At 64.3% G+C, this 20,101-nt stretch carries 17 protein-coding genes; 10 read left to right on the top strand and 7 right to left on the bottom strand.

Going from position 1 to position 20,101, the window contains the following annotated elements; genetic code table 11:
* The first annotated feature begins 16 nt into the window (after positions 1-16).
* Complete coding sequence (aat, locus tag N551_RS0128500) at positions 17-697, top strand: leucyl/phenylalanyl-tRNA--protein transferase (RefSeq protein ID WP_027569823.1); 681 nt, start codon at positions 17-19, stop codon at positions 695-697.
* A 33-nt stretch (positions 698-730) separates the two neighbouring features.
* On the opposite strand, the gene N551_RS0128495 is transcribed toward aat, so the two are convergent.
* Positions 731-1,765: a DUF2155 domain-containing protein gene (locus tag N551_RS0128495; protein ID WP_027569822.1), complete on the bottom strand. Its 1,035-nt coding sequence runs from the start codon at positions 1,763-1,765 to the stop codon at positions 731-733.
* Between the two features lie 207 nt (positions 1,766-1,972).
* On the opposite strand from N551_RS0128495, the gene N551_RS0128490 reads away from it, so the two are divergent.
* Both N551_RS0128490 and N551_RS0128485 read left to right on the top strand, forming a co-directional pair.
* Positions 1,973-2,920, top strand: a complete 948-nt coding sequence (locus N551_RS0128490) for an alpha/beta hydrolase (protein ID WP_027569821.1) — start codon at positions 1,973-1,975, stop codon at positions 2,918-2,920.
* Between the two features lie 13 nt (positions 2,921-2,933).
* Entirely contained in the window at positions 2,934-3,950 is a 1,017-nt protein-coding gene (locus N551_RS0128485) for a hypothetical protein (RefSeq protein WP_027569820.1), read from the top strand.
* 59 nt (positions 3,951-4,009) lie between these two features.
* Here the strand turns inward: N551_RS0128485 and N551_RS39060 are convergent, their stop codons facing one another.
* Together N551_RS39060 and N551_RS0128475 are read right to left on the bottom strand one after the other, a co-directional pair.
* Entirely contained in the window at positions 4,010-4,186 is a 177-nt protein-coding gene (locus N551_RS39060; protein ID WP_008137831.1) for a hypothetical protein, read from the bottom strand.
* Between the two features lie 183 nt (positions 4,187-4,369).
* Positions 4,370-5,311, bottom strand: a complete 942-nt coding sequence (locus N551_RS0128475; RefSeq protein ID WP_027569819.1) for a GlxA family transcriptional regulator — start codon at positions 5,309-5,311, stop codon at positions 4,370-4,372.
* A gap of 91 nt (positions 5,312-5,402) precedes the next feature.
* On the opposite strand from N551_RS0128475, the gene N551_RS0128470 reads away from it, so the two are divergent.
* On the top strand, positions 5,403-6,089 hold the full coding sequence (locus N551_RS0128470; RefSeq protein WP_027569818.1) for a DJ-1/PfpI family protein: 687 nt from the start codon (positions 5,403-5,405) through the stop codon (positions 6,087-6,089).
* A gap of 413 nt (positions 6,090-6,502) precedes the next feature.
* Here N551_RS0128470 and N551_RS0128465 read toward each other — a convergent pair whose 3' ends face one another.
* Complete coding sequence (locus tag N551_RS0128465; protein ID WP_027569817.1) at positions 6,503-6,910, bottom strand: NADH:ubiquinone oxidoreductase subunit NDUFA12; 408 nt, start codon at positions 6,908-6,910, stop codon at positions 6,503-6,505.
* Positions 6,911-7,158: 248 nt separating this feature from the next.
* On the opposite strand from N551_RS0128465, the gene N551_RS0128460 reads away from it, so the two are divergent.
* The 3 genes from N551_RS0128460 (at position 7,159) to N551_RS0128450 (ending at position 10,703) form a co-directional block, all read left to right on the top strand.
* A complete protein-coding gene (locus tag N551_RS0128460) occupies positions 7,159-7,791 on the top strand; it encodes a BA14K family protein (RefSeq protein ID WP_027569816.1) in 633 nt (210 codons plus the stop codon).
* A gap of 240 nt (positions 7,792-8,031) precedes the next feature.
* Complete coding sequence (locus N551_RS0128455; RefSeq protein ID WP_027569815.1) at positions 8,032-8,454, top strand: response regulator; 423 nt, start codon at positions 8,032-8,034, stop codon at positions 8,452-8,454.
* Complete coding sequence (locus N551_RS0128450) at positions 8,451-10,703, top strand: CHASE3 domain-containing protein (RefSeq protein WP_027569814.1); 2,253 nt, start codon at positions 8,451-8,453, stop codon at positions 10,701-10,703. The genes N551_RS0128455 and N551_RS0128450 overlap by 4 nt, the downstream gene beginning before the upstream one ends.
* Here the strand turns inward: N551_RS0128450 and N551_RS0128445 are convergent.
* Positions 10,700-10,936 (bottom strand): arginase family protein, encoded by a 237-nt coding sequence (locus tag N551_RS0128445; protein ID WP_027569813.1) that lies wholly within the window; start codon positions 10,934-10,936, stop codon positions 10,700-10,702. The two genes, N551_RS0128450 and N551_RS0128445, sit on opposite strands and share 4 nt — an antisense overlap.
* A 418-nt stretch (positions 10,937-11,354) precedes the next feature.
* Here N551_RS0128445 and N551_RS37485 point away from each other — a divergent pair, with 418 nt between their 5' ends.
* Positions 11,355-12,134, top strand: a complete 780-nt coding sequence (locus N551_RS37485; RefSeq protein ID WP_027569812.1) for an outer membrane protein — start codon at positions 11,355-11,357, stop codon at positions 12,132-12,134.
* 162 nt (positions 12,135-12,296) lie between these two features.
* Here the strand turns inward: N551_RS37485 and N551_RS0128435 are convergent, their stop codons facing one another.
* Complete coding sequence (locus N551_RS0128435) at positions 12,297-13,193, bottom strand: DMT family transporter (RefSeq protein ID WP_027569811.1); 897 nt, start codon at positions 13,191-13,193, stop codon at positions 12,297-12,299.
* A 779-nt stretch (positions 13,194-13,972) separates the two neighbouring features.
* On the opposite strand from N551_RS0128435, the gene N551_RS0128430 reads away from it, so the two are divergent.
* Both N551_RS0128430 and N551_RS0128425 read left to right on the top strand, forming a co-directional pair.
* Positions 13,973-17,737 (top strand): vitamin B12-dependent ribonucleotide reductase, encoded by a 3,765-nt coding sequence (locus tag N551_RS0128430; RefSeq protein WP_027569810.1) that lies wholly within the window; start codon positions 13,973-13,975, stop codon positions 17,735-17,737.
* A gap of 230 nt (positions 17,738-17,967) precedes the next feature.
* Positions 17,968-18,750 carry an ImmA/IrrE family metallo-endopeptidase gene (locus N551_RS0128425; protein ID WP_027569809.1) on the top strand — a complete coding sequence of 261 codons (783 nt, stop codon included), beginning with the start codon at positions 17,968-17,970 and terminating at the stop codon, positions 18,748-18,750.
* 316 nt (positions 18,751-19,066) lie between these two features.
* On the opposite strand, the gene N551_RS0128415 is transcribed toward N551_RS0128425, so the two are convergent.
* Positions 19,067-19,621 (bottom strand): hypothetical protein, encoded by a 555-nt coding sequence (locus N551_RS0128415; RefSeq protein WP_027569807.1) that lies wholly within the window; start codon positions 19,619-19,621, stop codon positions 19,067-19,069.
* Positions 19,622-20,101: the final 480 nt, after the last annotated feature.

Here is a 20,101-nt window from a genome sequence, read left to right as displayed (position 1 = left end):
GCTATTATGGCGAGCCATGACTTCGCGCGACTCTGCCCCGTCTGAAATCACGCCGGCCGTTCTGCTGCGCGCCTATGCCTGCGGCATCTTTCCGATGGCCGAAAGCGCCGATGATCCGACCCTGTTCTGGGTCGAGCCGGAGTTGCGCGGGGTCATCCCGCTCGACGGATTTCGCGTGGCTTCGCGGCTCGCGCGCACCGTACGTTCGGATTCATTCCGTGTGACCGTCAACACCGCCTTCAAGGCCACGATCGCCGGCTGCGCCGCGCCGCAGGCCGGGCGCGAGGACACCTGGATCAACAAGCGCATCCGCGACCTCTATGGCGGGCTGTACGAGCTCGGCCATTGCCACAGCGTCGAGGCCTGGCAGGGCGAGGACCTTGTCGGCGGGCTTTACGGCGTCAGCCTGGGCCGGGCCTTTTTCGGCGAGAGCATGTTCCACACCGCGCGCGATGCCTCCAAGGTCGCGCTGGTGCATCTGGTCGCGCGGCTCATCCATGGCGGCTTCGAGCTGCTCGACACCCAGTACGTCACCGAGCACCTGAAGAGTTTTGGCGCGGCCGAGATTTCGCGGCGGCGCTACACCGCGCTGCTCGACAAGGCGCTCGCGGGCGAGCCCGGCGATTTCCTGAGGCTCTCCACTGGTGAAGCAATCCCGGGCGCACGCGCGCTCGAGATCATCGCCGCGCGGCAATAATCAGGGATATTAGCCAACCCCCGGGGATTTGGCCTAGCGGCCGAACCCGGGGATACCGAACAGACCTGGGCGCTGCTCGGGCGGCGGAGGTGGTGGCGGCGGTGCCGGCTGCTGCTGCTGGATCGGCGGCAGCGGCTGCGGCGGACGCTGCTGCACCTGCTTGGGCGCGGCTTTCTTCTGCGCGGGCGGCGGCGGTGGCGGCTTGGTGCCGGGATCCGGTGCCGCGGTCGCAATCGTCTGCTGGGGCTCTTTGCAGTCGGTGAGCCAGATATCGTAGATCGGGTGCTCGACGCCGTGCAGGCCTGGACTTGCCGCGTACATCCAGCCCGAGAAGATGCGCTTCACCTCACCCTGCAAGGTGATCTCGTCGACCTCGACGAAGGCGTCGGTGTTGGCGGCCTCGGTCGCCGGCCGCGTGTAGCAGGCGTCTGTTTTGACGCGCAGCGCACCGAACTGCACGGTCTCGCCGATCTCCTCGTCGAAATTGATGATGCGCCCGGTGATCTTGTCGAGGCCGGAGAAGGTCGCCTTCTTGTTCACGATCTTCTGGGCCGGCGGCTCGGTAACGACCTCGTCGCCCGGCTGAAGGCTCGCCGGCGTCTGCGGGACTGCGCCTCCTGGCGCGCCCTTCTGCTGCGGCTGGCGCTGACCCGGCGCGCCTTGCGGATTGGGTGGAGCGACCGCGACGGACGGCGGCTGGTTTGGCGGAGCTGCGCTAGACCCTGGCGGCGGCGCCAGAGGCTGGGTCTCGACCGGCCCCGGCATCACATTGCCCTGCCGACCCGGCGGTGGCGCCATCGGACGCGACGGCAGCACACGGCCCTGCGGCGGCAGCTCCGGCACCTCTTCGTCGTCGTCGGGTATCTGCTGCTGCGGCTGGGGCTGGCCACGCGGAATGTTGCCGGGCGGCCGCAGCGGCGGCGGATCGGAGAAGATCGTACCGATCTGCGCCTGCGCCGGCGTCGCAGCCGTCAGTGCGGTGGCGGCCAGAAGCGCCGCAAGACCTGTCAGAGTAAATGTTCGAAACATCTCGCGCGGCTTCAACAGCGAATCGGGCTTGCTGGACATTCTACAGGGGATACCGCCGCTCGCAGGCCATCCGGTTAACACGGCGAATACGGCGGGGGAAGGGCGGCATCCCTGCCCTTCCCGGCCCGGTCTGGCCAGATCGGCCCCCGGATGGGATAGTCGAGCACTCCTGCCAGGGGTCAGGCGGGCATCGCCCCCGAAAACGACGTCCAACGAACAATCAGAAACCCGCAAGGTCGCTCCCCCATGCCCGTTGTGCTCGATCCCGATGCCGCCGCCGTCTACAAGGCCTTCCAGGAGGCCGGCCGGCCCGCCTACGAGACGCTGACCGCCCCGGAAGCGCGGGCCTATTACGCGCAGGCACGCTTTGCGACCAATCCCGAGCCACCGGACCTCGCGCGCGTCACGCCGCTATCGATCCCGGCACCGCACGGCGCCATTCCCGCGCGTCTCTATGTTCCGAAGGAGCCGCGCCGGGATGATGGTTTGTCGCCAGCGCTGGTGTTCTTCCACGGCGGCGGCTGGGTGATTGGCGATCTCGATTCCCATGACGTCGTCTGCCGCCAGCTCGCCGACGCCGGCGCGCTGATCGTGATCTCGGTGGATTACCGCCTAGCGCCCGAGCACAAATTTCCCGCCGCCATTGATGACGCGATCGCCGCGACCAAATGGGTCGCCGCCAACGCGCGCGAGCTCGGCATCGACGCCTCCCGACTTTCGATCGGCGGCGACAGCGCTGGCGGCAATCTCGCCGCCGTCGTCGCGCTCGCCGCGCGCGACGGCAACGGTCCCGCGATCGCGGCCCAGTTGCTGATCTACCCGGCGACCGATTTCGCCATGACGCATGGCTCTCACCGCGAGCCCGAGACCAGCTTGCTGCTGACGCATTCGGTGATCCGCTGGTTTCGCGACCATTATCTCAACGGCGCCGCCGATATCCACGACTGGCGCGCCTCGCCGGCACGGACGACAAACCTGGCCGGACTGCCGCCGGCCTATGTGCTCACCGCCGGTGCCGATCCCCTGCGCGACGAAGGCGACGAATATGCCCAGCGCCTGAGGCAGGCCGGCGTGCCCGTGGCTACCAAGCACTATCCCGGCCAGTTCCACGGCTTCATCACGATGGGAAAATTGCTGCGTGAGGCCAATGTCGCCGTGAGCGAGATCGGCGCGTGGCTGAAAGGATTGGGCTGAAACGCCGTTCCCGATGCCGCCCGTTCTTCAAAGCATATTCGTCCTCCCCCTGCGCTGGCTGACATGGCTTGGCGGCCAAGGCACCCGCGCGGTGGCCGCCGTCGTGTTCATCGCGCTCGCGGTGCCGCCGCTCGGGATGTTGCTGCGCCCCTTCGTCACCGAGGCGATTTTCGTTCTGCTCTGCATCTCCTTCATGCGGGTCGATCTCGCCGCGCTCACCGGCCATCTGCGCCGGCCGGCGCTGGTCGGGACCGCCACCGTCTGGACCATGATCGGCGTGCCCGTGATCGTCGGGCTGATCGTCCATGTCACCGGGCTCACGGCGCGCGCGCCCGACCTTGCGCTGGCCTTGATGCTGCAGAGCATGGCCTCGCCGATGATGGCCGCGCCGGCGCTGGCCGCGCTGATGGGCCTCGACGCCACGCTGGTGCTGGTCACGCTGGTGAGCGCGACCGCGCTGGTGCCGTTCACGGCATCGCTGTTCGCGAGCCTGTTCCTCGGCGACATGCTCAGTATCTCGCCGCCTGCGCTGGGGCTGAAGCTGCTCGGCATCCTCGCAGCATCGCTGCTGGCAGCGACCGTGATCCGGCAGGTCTTCGGCGCGGCCGCGATCCAGCGCCACAGGCAGCCGATCGACGGCTTCAACATCGTCATCCTGCTGGTCTTCGCGACCGCGATCATGGGCGACGTCGCGAGCGATCTCGTCGCCCGGCCGGTCTCCACCCTGGGCTTCGCGGCTCTCGCCTTCGCGATCTATTTCACGCTGCTCGCCGTGACCACGCTGCTGTTCCGCCGTATCGGCTATGAGCGCGCGCTGGCGCTCGGGCTTATGGTGTCACAGCGCAATCTGGGCCTGATGCTCGCCGCGACCGCCGGCGCGCTGCCGCCCACCACCTGGCTCTATTTCGCGATGACGCAGTTTCCCATTCACCTGGCGCCCTACATGCTGATGCCGATCGCGCGGCGCTTGACGGCGCGCGCACAGGCCTCGGGCGCCGCGGCGACCGGCGGCAAGGCCGCATCGGGCTGAACCAATCCGCAAGTCATGTCCGCTGCCAAGCGACGCCGCTGGTGACCAAGCGAATGTCGTCACGCAGCGCGCCAATGTCCCTTGTGAATATCGAACTTCACGGCACCGTCGTCGCGCATCTTCAACAGGAGCGATTGGCAGTCGTCCTGGTTCTTGATGTTCACGCGCTTCATGATGTCGAAAGTCTTCAGAGGTTTTTCGCGAAGGGCAATCAGAATCTTTTCTCGATCGGTCATTGGGGTTCCTTGCATCGGTTTCGGCGACGGTACGTGTTGTACAGATCGTCCGCAACGGCTGCATTCGCTTGAGGAGGTCGGTTCCGGGTCCAAAAGGCGAAATGCCGCGCAATATGCAAGTCTGCTCAAATATCCAAGTCTGCTCACCCGCTCAAGCGGCCTCTCCAAATCGGTGAATTCTCCCTACCCGGCCCTTGCCGCGCGCCGCAGCGCCTGCGGCGGCTGGCCGAAGGCGCGGATGAAAGCGCGCCGCATGCGCTCGGGGTCGCCGAAGCCAGTTGTCTCCGCGACGAGCTCGATCGCCTCACGCGAGGACTGCACGCGCTCGCGCGCGACCTCGATGCGCAAGCGCTCGATGGCCTTCGAGGGCGTCGTGCCGGTCTCGGCGGCAAAGGCGCGGGCAAAATGCCGCGCACTCATGCCAGCGCGGTCGGCGAGATCTTCGACCGTCAAGCGAGCGTCGAGGTTCTCGCGCGCCCAGGACAGCAGCGCGCCGAAGCGGCCGTTCGGCGTCTTCAATTCCAGAAGTGACGAGAACTGCGACTGGCCGCCGCTGCGGCGATGATAGAGCACGAGCTGCCGCGCGGTGTCCTGCGCGATCTGCTCGCCGTGGTCCTCGGTCACCATCGCGAGCGCAAGGTCGATGCCCGCCGTGATGCCCGCCGACGTCCACACATTGCGGTCGCGCGTGAAAATCTGGTCCGGCTCGAACTTCACCTTGGGATAGCGCGCAACGAAATCGCGTGTCCGCCCCCAATGCGTGGTGGCGCGACGGCCGTCGAGCAATCCCGCCTCCGCCAGCACATAGGCGCCCGAGCAGACGCTGGCGACCCGCACGCCGCGCCGCGCCAGCCGCTGCACGAAGGCGCGCGTGACCTCGCAGCGCGCGGCATCCGTCACGCCCGCGCCTCCCGCCACGACCAGCGTCGTGATCGCATTTGCCGACTTGAAGTCGCGGGCCATCATCTCGACGCCGGACGAGCTGCGCACGGGCCCCGCGTTCACCGCCAGCACGCGGATCCCGGTCGTCGTCTTGCCCGTGCAGCGCGCCGCGATCTCAAACACGGAGATCGGACCGGCCGCATCGAGCAACTGGAAGTCCGGGAAGATCAGGATGCCGATCATGGTCATGTCCGAAAGCGAGGGAAATACGCCATTTTGGACAGAATGGCATCATGAGAGGCTGCGTCCGTCAAGCTCAAAATTGGAGGCTCTCATGTCGTCCCCGCTCCAGATCGGTCTCTTGGTGTTTCCGCGCGTCACCCAGCTCGATTTTACGGGCCCCTTGCAGGTGTTCTCCTCCGTGCCGGGCGCGAAATTGCATTTGATCTGGAAACGGATCGAGCCGGTGCCGAGCGATTCCGTGCTGACGCTGACCCCGACCACGACCTTCGCCGACTGCCCGCAGCTCGACGTGATCTGCGTGCCCGGCGGCGGCGGCACCAACGATCTGCTCAATGACGAGGAGGTGCTCGGTTTCCTGCGCCGGCAGGCCGAGGGCGCCAAATACGTCACCTCGGTCTGCACGGGATCGCTGGCGCTCGGCGCCGCCGGCCTCCTGAAGGGCTACCGCGCCGCCACGCATTGGAGCGCGATGGAGATGCTCGCTCAGTTCGGCGCGACGCCGACCAAGACGCGCGTCTGCGTCGACCGCAACCGCATCACCGGCGGCGGCGTCACCGCGGGAATCGATTTCGCGCTGACCCTGGTGTCGATCATGGTCGATCGCACCACCGCGGAGGCGATCCAGCTCCAACTCGAATATAATCCGGCCCCGCCGTTCAATGCAGGCTCGCCCGACACCGCACCCGCCGAGGTGCTGACATTGCTGAAAGAGCGTGGCGCGCAGGGTCAGGCGCGGCGGCTAGAGGCGGTGAAGCGCGCGGCTGAAAGGATGACCTAGTCTCCGCTCTCGTGTTCCGGGCGCGCTGCAGCGCGTAGCGGCGCTGCGCACGGACGCGACATCCAGTTGTGCCTCCATGAAAGAAAAAGGCCGCCCGGTTTCCCGAGCGGCCTTTCCTGTCTTACGGCGGCTGCACATTTCATCGGGCGATTTCGGAGCTTCCAGACCGGGGGCCTATTTCCCGATCGAGTCCTGGTCGGCGGCCGCTGCATTTCGGGACAGTCGCGAACTGTTGCCCGAACCGAACACGATGGTCTCCCATCTCCGTAAGATGCGACCATTGAGCCGCATCGCCCGGGTGGCTGCAATGCCCGCGCAGGACTCATCGCCGCTGTTCCCGCTGTCCACAGCAGAGCGAGGCGGATGCGGGTGCATCCACTCCAACGACAAGGGTTGAGACGGGAATCGGAAGCCTAGCTGGGCGTCCAGGGCTGATAGTCGCCGGTCGCCTTGGGCCGCTTGCCGCTGGCGAGCGTCGAGCCCGAGGGACGGTAGGCGTTGGCCGTGCCGGTGAGATTGGGCTGGTGCGGCTTTTCCCACTCGCGCGGCTGGTAGTTGTCCTGCGTCGGCGGCACGTCGACGGTGTGATGCATCCAGCCGTGCCAGGACGGCGGGATACGGCTGGCCTCGGCGTAGCCGTTATAGACCACCCAGCGCCGCTCGAAGCCGAGGGCAGGATCGATCGCCCCGCCGCGGGTGCGATAATAGAGGTTGCCCTGCTCGTCCTGGCCGACCAGCTCGCCATAGCGCCTGGTCCAGAGTTGGGTGCCAAACGTCTGGCCATTCCACCAGGTGAAGAACTTGAGGAAGAATTGTTTCATGCGGCAAGGGCCCTGCTTCGTCGGGTCCTGATGCCATCCGGACGGCGAAATGTCCAGTTCGGCGGGGGCGGCGGTGCCCTGCTGCAGATGCGGTCGCCGGGCACACGGACTCTGCCGCAAATCGGACGCGATCCGTTCATGCCGGATACAGCGTCGCCATGAAAACTTGTCCTCGCACGCAAACCGCCGTGATCCCAGGAACTACAGCCCTTTCATCGGGTTTGCTTCCGGGAAAAGGAGTTTTGATCATGAGAAGTCTGAAAGTCTTGAGCGCGGCTGCGGCCGTGGCGCTGGTTCTCCCGTTGGCGACGCCAAGCTTCGCGCAAGGTCGCGGCGGACATGGCGGTGGCGGCGGTGGCCATTTCGGCGGAGGTGGCGGTGCCCACTTCGGCGGCGGCGGCGGCGGTGGCGCTCACTTTGGCGGTGGCGGCGCCCGCATGGGCGGCGGCAACTTCGGCGGCGCGAGGATCGGTGGCGGCGGTGGCAATTTCGCAGCAGGTACAGCCATGCGTCCCAGCGGCGGAGCTGCCTTCAACGGCGGCGGCGGGCGCAGCTTCGCAGCAGCCGGGGGTCAGCACTGGAATGGCGGCGGCGGTCATTGGCACGGCGGCGGCTGGCGCCATCGCGGCGGCGGCTTCTGGCCCGGTGTCGCGGCAGGCGCTGCGATCGGCGGCCTCGGCTCGTACGCCTATTACGGCGGCGGCTATTACAACGACCCGTACTACTATGGCGACGACAGCTATTATGATGAGCCGTCAGTAGCCGTGGTCCCAGATAGCGGCGGCGACTCCGCGGGCTACTGCGCGCAGCGCTACAAGTCCTACGATCCGGCGTCCGGCACTTATCTCGGCTATGACGGCCAGCGTCATCCCTGCCCGTAACACGACCTGCAACACGTGAAGAAGAAGGCGTCGCAGCGATGCGGCGCCTTTTTCGCATTCGGGCGCCTCACCTGTTTCGCTCGCCTCATGTTCGCCATCGGCGACTGTCGCATACAACCGATGCGCGGACCTTTATTCACCGCACCGTGCATACCTACCCTTATCCAATCCCAAATTGACCCGACGCGCGATTCACCTGTATCAACTTGGCTATGGGGACTTCGATGACTGGGAAGTGTCATGCCGCGTATTCTCGTGGTCGATGACGATCCGATGGTCGGTGCGACCATCGAGGTCCTCCTCCAACGTCAGGGCTTCGACGTCACGTTGACTGACGGCGGAGAAACGGGTTTGGCTGCGCTCGAAACCCAGAGTTTCGACGTGATGCTGGTCGACATCTTCATGCCGCATATGCGCGGCTTCGAGTCCATTCGCATCTTTCACGAGCGCGCGCCGGCGGTTCCGCTGATCGCAATGTCCGGCTACGCCTTCGCCTCATCCGCCTCGCCCTCTCCCGACTTCCTCCGGATGGCGCTGGAGCTTGGCGCGACCCGCTGCCTGCGCAAGCCGTTCACGCCGGACGCGCTGCTGACCACGATCCGGGAATGCATCGCCGCGCCGGGCGATGGCTCGCAGCCGAAGGACAAGAAAGAAGCCCCTTGATCCCAACGCAGCGCGTCATTCTCGGTGCTGGACTTGCCATCCTCCTGATCATCACCGCAGCCTCGATCGGCCTCGACGTCAAGTCGCGGTCCGACGCGGCCTGGGTCAATCACACCGTCCAGGTGCTGAAGAAGATCTCCGACCTGCGCGTGCTGATGCGCAGTGCCGAGAGCGCCGCACGCGGCTACGAGATCTATCGCAACCCGAGCTTCAGCGAGGAATTCCAGGCGGTGCACGCCCGGATCGCACCGGCACTCGCCGACCTCAAGCGCAGCGTGCGCGACACTCCGGAACATGTCGCGCTGCTCGAGGGCACCGAGCCGCTGGCGCTGCGCCGGATCGAGATCGCCGCCGAAGTGATGCGCCTGCGCGCCGGAAACGACCAGGCCGGCATTGCCGCGCTCCAGGGCAAGGGCGAGGGCCGTGGCCTCATGGACACGGTGATGGGCAATTTCGATCATCTGAGCGCAGAAGAAGAACGATTGCTCGCGGCGCGCTCCCAGGATTCGCGCCGCACCGGCATCGTGCTGCTCGGCATCGACGTCGCCGGCGCGCTGGTGATCCTGCTGCTGGTCGTGATGATGATGCGCGAGAGCCGGCGCACCGAGGGCGCACTCAAGAGCACGCTATTGGAGACTACGGCCGCCAACCAGCAGCTCGAGACCGCAGTGGCCGAGCGCACCGAGCATCTGGTCACCGCGCATGACGAGCTCCGCCTGTCGGTCAACGTGCTCCAGAGCACGTTCCACAGCATGGCGGAAGCGGTGCTGGTCATCGACGCCGAGGGCAACGTCCTTCTGTCCAATCCCGCCGCCGAGCGCATGCTGCTGCACCGGACCGGCATGAACCTGCGCAATCTGCGGGCGCTGTCCAACGTGCTTCACGGCGACGGCGTCACCCCGCTCAAGCCGGACGAACTGCCGTCGGCACGCGTGCTGCGCGGCGAGCCGTTCGAGAATATGGAGATGATCGTCCGCCCGCACAGCGGCAATGCTCCCCGTCATCTCATGATCAGCGGCCGGCCGATGCTGGACGGGCAAGGCAACGTCTCCGGCGCGGTGCTGGTCTATCACGACGCGACCATGTCGCGCGAGACCGAGCGGCAATTGTACCAGTCGCAGAAGCTGGATGCCATCGGCAAGCTCACCGGCGGCGTCGCGCACGACTTCAACAACATGCTGACCGTGATCTCCGGCAATACCGAGACGCTGGTGGCAAGCCTGAAGCAGCAGCCCGAGCTCCAGCGCGTGGCGCGCCTGATCGACGAGGCCGCCGAACGCTGCGCCGAGCTGATCCAGCATCTGCTCGCCTTCGCGCGCAGGCAGCCGCTGCAGCCGCGCAACGTCGAGATCAACGCCGCGGTCGCGGACATCGCGAAACTCCTGCGCCCCACCCTCGGCGAGCAGATCGAGATCGAGACCGTGCTCGAACAGGGGCAGATGACCGCGCACATCGATCCGTCCCGCCTCACCAATGCCCTGCTCAACATGGCGATCAACGCGCGTGACGCCATGCCGAACGGCGGCAAGCTGCTGCTCGAGGCCCACCGCGTCGTGCTCGACCAGGCCTATGCGCAAAACAATCCCGACGTACGGCCCGGTCCTTACGTGATGCTCGCCGTCAGCGACACCGGCACCGGCATGCCGACGGAGGTGCAGCAGCAGGCGTTCGAGCCGTTCTTCACCACCAAGGAGGTCGGCAAGGGAAGCGGCCTCGGCCTTTCCATGGTCTACGGATTCGTCAAGCAGTCCGGCGGCCACATCAAGATCTACAGCGAGGAAGGCCACGGCACCACGATCAAGCTCTATCTGCCGCCGGGCGAAGGCATGGCCGAGGTGGCTCCCACCACGACGCCGCAGGCGGAAGGCGGCGCCGAGACCATTTTCGTGGTCGAGGATGACCCGCTGGTGCGCAACTTCGTCACCGTGCAGCTCCAGAGCCTCGGCTACCAGACCGTCGCCGCGCCCGACGGCAAGGCCGCGCTCGAATTGATCCAGGCCGGCCAGCCGTTCGATCTGCTGTTCACCGACGTCGTCATCCCCGGCGGCATGAGCGGACGCGAGCTCGCCGACAAGGTGGCGACGATCCGCCCCGGGGTGAAGGTGCTCTACACCTCCGGCTACACCGACAACGCCATCGTCCACCACGGCAAGCTCGACGACGGCGTCATGCTGCTGACAAAACCCTACCGCCGCAACCAGCTCGCCGAGATGATCAGGAAGGCGCTGGGAGGCGCGGTGGCGGGCTAGCGTTTCTGCTTGGCGGCACATCCAATGGCGTTGCAGATGATCCGCGCTGCGCAGATCGCCCCAATAGTCTGCACATCACGTTCCGGCACCAATTCGACTAGATCGAGACCGACAATTCTGGCCTTCGAGGCGACGCCCGCGATCAGGTCTATGACGTCGAAATAGGACAGGCCCGCTCTCAGGAGCCGTTGCAACAGGGGTAGCGTGCGTTTACTCCGAACAACATAAGCCATAGCCGCAGCGTAAGAGGCACGTGTTTTGGCGTCTCGATCGCACCTGGCGGTTCCTCGGCCAGGTAGACAAACCGAACCCCAGGAAAAACCCGACTGAGCTGCAGCTGAACGTCAGCCACGCTGCCCAGTGCAGTCCGGTTCGATTTTGCGGATCACTCCACGCAATGACATCTGACACCTCGGCTTTTGTGCGTACACCAAGGTTGTCGTTCCTTCCTGCCCCGGCGGTAGCCCGTCAACAACATAGACTCCTGCAATCGGCCCCATAGCCGACTTGTCGCTCTTCGCACATTTCGCAGTGTTTCGATGCCTACCAATCGTCGCGACAACAGGCGAGTGTGGCTTTCCGGGGACAGTAATTTGCCAGAATAGCGCTACTTTCGGGCCACGATTTCGGATGCGCCATGGGAGAGTGGACATGAAAAAGATCGTGATCTCTATCGCCGCTATAGCAGCATTCACCGGATCAGCTATCGCCGCAGATATGGCTCCTCGTTATGCGAAGGCTCCACCCCCCGCACCTGTCACGGTCTATAACTGGACGGGTTGCTATGTTGGCGGCAACGTCGGCGGTGGTTGGGCCCGGACTGATCAAACCCGAGTGTCGCGACTCGGTGTACTGTTTCCGGCGGACTATGGTTCTAGCGATAACAGCCAGGTCATTGGCGGCGGTCAGATCGGATGCGATTACCAATTTGCTGGAAATTGGGTGGTCGGTATCCAAGGCATGTACGATTATGCTCGCATCGGCAGCTCGCACGCTTTGCCAGCGTTCCCGACCTTTACCTCCGTTAACGAGACCAAAGACGTTTGGACTGTCACGGGCCGCGTCGGCTATTTATTCGTTCCGCAGTTGCTTGGCTATATCAAGGGCGGTGGCGCTTGGACCCGGCAGGACAATATCGTCGTGCAGCCCAGCGGAGCTCTTTCCGAAACGGCTCTGAGTGTGAACCGTTCTGGTTGGACAGTGGGTGGCGGTCTCGAGTGGATGTTCGCTCCGGGCTGGTCGGCTTTTGCCGAGTACAATTATATGGACTTCGGCCGTCGAGACGTTCAGCACATCTCGGCCGTTACCGGCAGTGGCTTCGTGGCGGGACTTCCCTCCGAAGTCATCTCGACTCGGCTGGAGGTATCTACCGCGACGGTCGGCGTAAACTACAAGTTCAACTTCGGCGGTCCGGTCGTCGCCAGGTACTGATCCTTAAGAGCACTGCGAAAGCCCCGGCATCCTCCGGGGCTTTTTTGTGTGCTCAGCATGTCGCCGATCGGCCCATCGGCGACCTCGGAGACCTTCCGCTCGCCGGCGGATGTTGGCGGTAAGCCGGACATCCGCCGGCCAGTCGCTTCCTGAGTACACGCCCTACCGCGTCGCCAGCACCACCGCCGCCAGCGTGAAGATCAGTGCCGCGATCTGCCCTGCCCCCAGCGGCTCGCCGAGCGCAATCGCTGACGCCACCACGCCGATGACAGGCACCGCCATGGTGCCGATCGCGGCGACGGAGGCCGGCAGGCGCGCGAGGGCTGCGAACCAGCTGACATAGGCGATGCAGAACTGCACCACGGTCGAATAGACCAGCAGCCACCATCCGACCGGCGTCACCAGCTCCAGATGCGTGGTCTCGACTGCGAGGCCGATGATGGTGATCGGCAGGCAGCCGATCCCGATCTGCCAGGCCGCGGCCGTGATCGGCGGCAGGCGGATGGGGTACTTCTTCGAAAACACCGTGCCGGCGGCGAAGCCGATCGCGCCGCACAGCGCCATGATGATGCCCGGCAGCTTGTCCGCGGTGGCGGCAAAGCCGTTGCCGCCCATGATCGAGGCGAGGCCGGCAAAGGCCATCACCAGTGCGATGGTGCGCAACAAGGTCGGCCGCTCGCCGAGCACCGGCCAGGCGATCAGCGAGGCCCAGACCGGCATGGTGTAGGCGATCAGCGCGGCTTCGCTCGCCGGCAGCCACAGCAGCGCCAGGCCCATCAGCACCATCCAGCCGGTGACATTGAGGGCCGCGGCGGTCACGAGCCGCGGCCAGATCTCGCGCGGAACCCTGAGGCTGTCAGCGCGGATCAGCGCCAACGCCGCCAGCAGCACCGCGCCCAGCACGCCGGTCACCCCGCGCAAGGTCAGCGGCGGCAGCTCGGAGAGCAGGAATTTCGTCACCGGCCAGTTGAAGCCCCAGCCCACCGAGGTGATGGCGAGGAACATCAGGCCGGCCGGGGCGATGCGCGGTCGCAGCACCGGCCGAGTCGAATCAAGCATGTGGGCAGTCCGGCAAAATCGGGCTCAGCTTGGCGCGGATTCGCGCCTCCCACCACCACCCCGGCGGGCATGCCTGCCCTCACCTTCCGTAGCCCTACGTGAGTCCCCCGGAGGCAAGCCCGCCATTCAAAAATATACCTCCCCTGTGAACAGCGGGGTGAAGCCTCGCCGGCACTACAAGATGCAAATTTTTTCGGTTGGGAATCCCTGAGGACTCACTGATACTTGGCTCAACAACAGGCGTGGGCTTGCCCCCTGTTATCCCCCGCAATCCACCATATTTAGTATTTGATTCAGGAACTCGCACTAGTTCTTGACGGGCGTAACGGAGAGTCCTAGTTTTCGATCCGTTCGGCGCGAGTGTGTTTGCGTCCCGCCGGCACTCCCCCAAAGGGTCTGCAAAACAGCACTCCGCCAAGCCAGACAAGGGCAGCGGGATACGGGCTTGTCTGCCCGGCGAGAGCGGACTTTTCGGGCGCCTGAACGGGCTGGAAACAGGCCCGGATGGCAATGGTTGAAGACGTGCAGTGGTTGAAGACTTGATGTGTGGGGCGTTGAACGCATGTCGGGCTCATCCCTTTGGGGCGGATGGGTCTGGACGTGCCGGCGGATGATCGGTGCGCGCATCGAGGAATCGCGTCGGGAGAAAATGGGCCGGGTCTACCGGCTGAGCTGCGTTGCTAAGGGGCCCGACCGCCCTCAAGCACCGCGAAATGAAATGATGACCCGGCACGCCTGAACGGAGGCGGTCCGGTCAAAGATTAGGACGGGGCAAGACCATGCGGATTGAGCGGCGCCACACCACTTCGGGACAGTCACCTTACGCCGGCATCGATTTCCGGCTGACCACGTCGGAGATCAGGAATCCCGACGGCTCTGTCGTGTTCAAGCTCGAGAACGTCGAGGTGCCGACCGCGTGGTCGCAGGTCGCCTCCGACGTCCTGGCCCAGAAGTACTTCCGCAAGGCCGGCGTCGCCGCGCGCCTGAAGAAGGTCGAGGAAGAGTCCGTTCCCTCCTTCCTGTGGCGCTCCGTGCCCGACACCGAGGCGCTCGCCCTCCTGCCCGAGAAAGAGCGCTATGTCAGCGAGCTCTCGGCCAAGCAGGTGTTCGACCGTCTCGCCGGCTGCTGGACCTATTGGGGCTGGAAGGGCAACTATTTCTCCTCCGACGAGGACGCCCAGACCTTCTACGACGAGCTCCGCTACATGCTGACCATGCAGATGGTCGCGCCGAACTCGCCGCAATGGTTCAACACCGGGCTTCATTGGGCCTATGGCATCGACGGCCCCGGCCAGGGCCATTATTACGTCGACCCCTTCACCGGCAAGCTGACCCGGTCGAAATCCTCCTACGAGCATCCGCAGCCGCACGCCTGCTTCATCCAGGGCGTCGGTGACGACCTCGTCAACGAGGGCGGCATCATGGACCTCTGGGTCCGCGAAGCCCGCCTGTTCAAATACGGCTCCGGCACCGGCTCCAACTTCTCGCGGCTGCGCGGCGAAGGCGAACGCCTCTCCGGCGGCGGCCGCTCGTCCGGCCTGATGAGCTTCCTCAAGATCGGCGACCGCGCCGCGGGCGCGATCAAGTCGGGCGGCACCACGCGCCGCGCGGCCAAGATGGTCGTCGTCGACGTCGATCACCCCGACATCGAGACCTATATCGACTGGAAGGTGAAGGAGGAGCAGAAGGTCGCGGCTCTCGTCACCGGATCCAAGATCAACCAGAAGCACCTCAAGGCCGTGCTCAAGGCCTGCGTCAATTGCGAAGGCTCGGGCGACGATTGCTTCGATCCCGAGAAGAACCCGGCGCTCCGCCGCGAGATCAAGCTCGCCCGTCGCAGCCTCGTGCCTGACAACTACATCAAGCGTGTCATCCAGTTCGCCAAGCAAGGCTACAAGGACATCCAGTTCGACGTCTACGACACCGACTGGGATTCGGAAGCCTATCTCACGGTATCCGGCCAGAACTCCAACAACTCGGTCTCGCTGAAGGACGACTTCCTGCGCGCGGTCGAGACCGACGGCGACTGGAATCTCGTCGGACGCACCACCAAGAAGATCACCAAGACGCTGAAGGCGCGCGACCTCTGGGAAAAAATTGGCTACGCCGCCTGGGCGTCGGCCGACCCGGGCCTGCACTTCAACACCACCATGAACGACTGGCACACCTGCAAGGCGTCCGGCGACATCCGCGCCTCCAATCCGTGCTCGGAATACATGTTCCTGGACGACACGGCGTGCAATCTCGCCTCCGCGAATCTGCTGACGTTCTACGACATCCCCTCCAAGCGCTTCGACGTCGAGGGCTACGAGCACCTCTGCCGGCTCTGGACCATCGTGCTCGAAATCTCGGTGATGATGGCGCAGTTCCCGTCGAAGTCGATCGCCGAGCTCTCCTATGAGTTCCGAACGCTCGGCCTCGGCTACGCCAATATCGGCGGCCTGCTGATGACCATGGGTCTGTCTTATGACTCCAAGGAAGGCCGCGCCATCGCCGGCGCGCTGACCGCGATCATGACCGGCATCACCTACAAGACCTCGGCCGAGATGGCGTCCGAGCTCGGCACCTTCCCCGGCTACAAGAAGAACGCCGCGCACATGCTGCGCGTGATCCGCAACCACCGCCGCGCCGCCCATGGCCAGTCCAACGGCTACGAGGCGCTGAGCGTCAATCCGGTGCCGATGGACCTGGTGTCCTGCCCGCAGACCGACCTGGTCACGCACGCGCAAGCGGCCTGGGATGCGGCGCTCGAGCTCGGCGAGAAGCACGGCTATCGCAACGCCCAGACCACGGTGATCGCGCCGACCGGCACGATCGGCCTGGTCATGGATTGCGACACCACCGGCATCGAGCCTGATTTCGCGCTGGTGAAATTCAAGAAGCTCGCCGGCGGCGGCTACTTCAAGATCATCAACCGCGCGGTCCCCGCAGCACTTCGCGCGCTCGGCTATCGCGAGAGCGAGATCGCGGAAATCGAGGCCTACGCCGTCGGCCACGGCTCGCTCTCCAACGCGCCCGGCATCAACGCCTCGACGCTGAAGGCCAAGGGCTTCACCGACGAGGCCATCGCCAAGGTCGAGAAGGCGCTGCCGACCGCGTTCGACATCAAGTTCGCCTTCAACAAATGGACCTTCGGCGAAGACTTCATCCGCGACCAGCTCGGCATCGGCGCCGAGGCGATCGCGACCCCCGGCTTCGACCTGCTCCAGGCCGTGGGCTTCACCAAGCGCGAGATCGAGGCGGCCAACGTCCACATCTGCGGCGCGATGACGGTGGAAGGTGCTCCGCACCTCAAGGCCGAGCACTATCCGGTGTTCGACTGCGCCAACCCCTGCGGCAAGGTCGGCAAGCGCTATCTGTCGGTCGAGAGCCACATCCGCATGATGTCGGCGGCGCAGCCCTTCATCTCGGGTGCGATCTCCAAGACCATCAACATGCCGAACGACGCGACCGTGGAGGACTGCAAGTCCGCCTACATGCTGTCGTGGAAGCTGGCGCTCAAGGCCAACGCGCTCTATCGCGACGGCTCGAAGCTGTCCCAGCCGCTCAACTCGCAGCTCATCAGCGACGATGAGGACGAGGACGATGCGATCGAGCATCTCTACGACAAGCCGATGGCGGCACGTACCGCCCAGGTCTCGGAAAAGATCGTCGAGAAGCTGGTCGAGCGCATCATCGTGATGCGCGAGCGCGAGAAGATGCCGGATCGTCGCAAGGGCTACACCCAGAAGGCGGTCGTCGGCGGACACAAGGTCTACTTGCGCACCGGCGAATATGACGACGGCCGCATCGGCGAGATCTTCATCGACATGCACAAGGAAGGCGCGGCACTGCGCTCCTTCATCAACAACTTCGCCATCGCGGTGTCGCTGGGCCTCCAGTACGGCGTGCCGCTCGACGAATATGTCGACGCCTTCACCTTCACCCGCTTCGAGCCGGCGGGCCCCGTGCAGGGCAACGACAGCATCAAGTACGCGACCTCGATTCTCGACTACGTCTTCCGCGAGCTGGCGGTGAGCTATCTCAGCCGCTTCGACCTCGCCCATGTCGATCCCAGCGAGACCGGGTTCGACGTGCTCGGCAAGGGCGTCGAGGAAGGCAAGGAGCCCGACGATCACGGCCAGCGCGCCTCCAAGCTGGTGTCGCGCGGCCTCACCCGCTCCCGCACCGACAACCTCGTGGTGATGCGCGGCGGCTCGACCGCGGTCGCGCAGGGCAACGACAGCGCACCATCAGGCGGCAGCAAGGTCACCTCGCTGGCCTCGCACGGCGCAGGCCGTGCCGGCGACGTCCTGGAAGGCGCGGTCGCGCTGAAGCAGGAAGTGGCCCACGACCTCTCGCCCACCGAGAAGCTGGAAGCCCTGCAATGGAGCAAGTCCGGCACTGCGCAGACCATGGTGCCCTCCAAAGCCGAACGCCGCGCGGAAGCGAAGGCAAAAGGCTACGAAGGCGAGATGTGCTCGGAGTGCGGCAACTTCACGCTAGTGCGGAATGGCACCTGCATGAAGTGCGATACGTGTGGAAGCACGACGGGGTGTAGCTGAGTTAGCGAGAAAGATGACAATCTTCTAGTTTTTACGAAAGAAAGCCCGCGACTCCCACTCTGACGCTCGCGATCGCGGGCCTGCAAATCCACGGATTCCCCGCGAAGTTGCGGGGTTTCCAACCCACGGAGGCCCGGTTGGCCTCTCTCTGCCGGCATCTAACCGACCTGCCGGCCAAGTGCCGGCGCATTCCTGAGTGAAGAATTGTTCGTTTCGACGAGGTCAATTCGATGTCGAGTGACGATTTCATAGTAGATCCGCTGCGGGACATCGAAGTCCACGAACACGCGAAGGCTTTCCGCCGCTTCCTGCGGTGGGAGAATTCCGAGCGAGTCGATCCTCTCGCTCTCGAGTCAGTCAACGAGATTTGGACTGTTCGCGGGAAAATGCCGTTTAGGCTCGACGTCGTGTCCGATGCCGAACTGCCCGACGATTCCGGACTGACCATTTACGATGGCGCATGCATCGTCGTGAAGATTCCCAGGCGGATTCGGCACAAGGCATTCATGGGTGACGGTTATGCTCGGTACACCATTGCCCATGAGCTCGGCCATGCCGTTCTTCACATCGACCAGTTGATGAAGGGAGCAACGCTCCCACGGCGTCGCGTCGGCAACGTAACCCCGACTTGGATTCCCAAGTTTAAGTCGGCCGAGCACCAAGCCGTCGTGTTCGGCGGGGCGTTCTTGATCAACGACGACACCGCGCGCGGACTCTCCTCGGCCGACGAGGTGTCCGTTCAGGCTGGCGTAAGCTTGACTGCCGCGCGTATCTATTTCGAGGAGATGCAGGAAGAGCTGGCGAGACCGGCGGTTGCAATTCGGGTCCAGAAGATCGCCGACGAGGTCCGGGAGATCTTGTCGTCAAATCCCGTGCCTCCGCAAACTACGTTCTTAAACGAGGTCTGCTCTTGCTGCGGTCAGCAGAAGCTCTTTCCAGTCGGCCACAAGTTCATGTGTCAAGTCTGCGACACAGTTTACGACCGTTTCCAAGATGGCGACGAAGTCCAGTAACGGAGCGACGCCTATACCGCGTTGATTTGGCTATAATGGCAGGATTACAGTCACAGTGCACTAAACGCTAACGCCAAGATCCGACCGTGGCCTATCGGGTTATGCGGACTCGTGCGCCCGTTCGTCTCGCTTCTTCCGAACCTTGGCGAGCGAACGGTTTGCCTGTGCGAGATAACGCTGCGCTTCCTCGCCCCGACGCTCGCGAATGCCTTCATAGACACGGGGCTTCTGTTCGCTTTCCCTGCGGAAACCGATTGCCTCCAGCGCCGTCGAGATCAACTTTTGCCAATTCATCGAAGGACCTTCGTCGAACTTCCTACCCTAGGTAGGACAGATCAAACCCTTCTCGGCCCATCAGCCAGAACGTCCGCTTCCAATCGTCCGTTCCGTCCCTAAGGATCGAGTAACCCTCATTCTGCATCACATTCGTCACCAAAGTGTGCTTGTGCAGTGCAGGTCCTCCAACCTGCGAGGCAGCGGTCACACGGTAGATATAGCCGGGCCTAAACTCCCGCAAAAGCCTGCGACAACAATGGTTTACGACGTCGAAAACCAAGCCGGAGCAGTTTGGCGGCAACCAGACTTTTGCGATGTCCCGGTTCATCGTTGATCGGATCGGGACCTTCCCGGACTGATCAAGAATGGTAACTTCATACCCGAATTCGTGATAGTCGAAGGACCGCAGGTCGGGCAGAGGCGTCGAATCGCGTCTCGGTGTAAGGCCCACGTCGATCAGGGTGAGCCAACGGTCGTCTTCGCTCAGGCCGATCGGAGCGCGAAGATAGACGCAGCCGTCTTCCTCTTCAAAATCGAGGTCATCAGGTAGATCATCAATACTTCCCAGCATTGCGCGGACGGGCGGCAAGGACATGGGCGATGCACTTCTCTCCACCGACTTCTCATTGAAGAGACCAATCTTTGGCCCACGAGTGAGTGCAATTCAATCTTAAATTGTCGTGAGGCTCAGCTTTCTTCATCGACGATCCGACGCCACAATTTCTCCTTCGCACGCGCGTTGTGTTGGACAGCGGCGCGACCTATCGTTCCAACGATCGAACTGCCTCACTCCCATTGACGCACGACTGGAGCGAGAGCGCATCGGCGCCCGAGACGAACGAACCCAAGCCGGATGACCACAAGCCTGACGCCCCCAAGCCGGACGGGGGCGCGTCGATGGCGGGCTGGCGCGGGCGTACGACCAGATCAAGTGCTGCGCTGAAGCGGAAGAGGCTTAACAAGCCCGTAGGATGGGTGGAGCGAAGCGATACCCATCGTCAGTCGTTCGGCAAAGCGATGGGTTTCGCAACGGCTCAACCCATCCTACGGGCTAGCGACAACCCGCTAGACAACC

Source organism: Bradyrhizobium sp. URHA0013 (assembly GCF_000518345.1).
In the GTDB taxonomy this organism is placed as follows: Bacteria; Pseudomonadota; Alphaproteobacteria; order Rhizobiales; family Xanthobacteraceae; genus Bradyrhizobium.
This window is presented reverse-complemented; position numbering and strand designations above follow the sequence as displayed.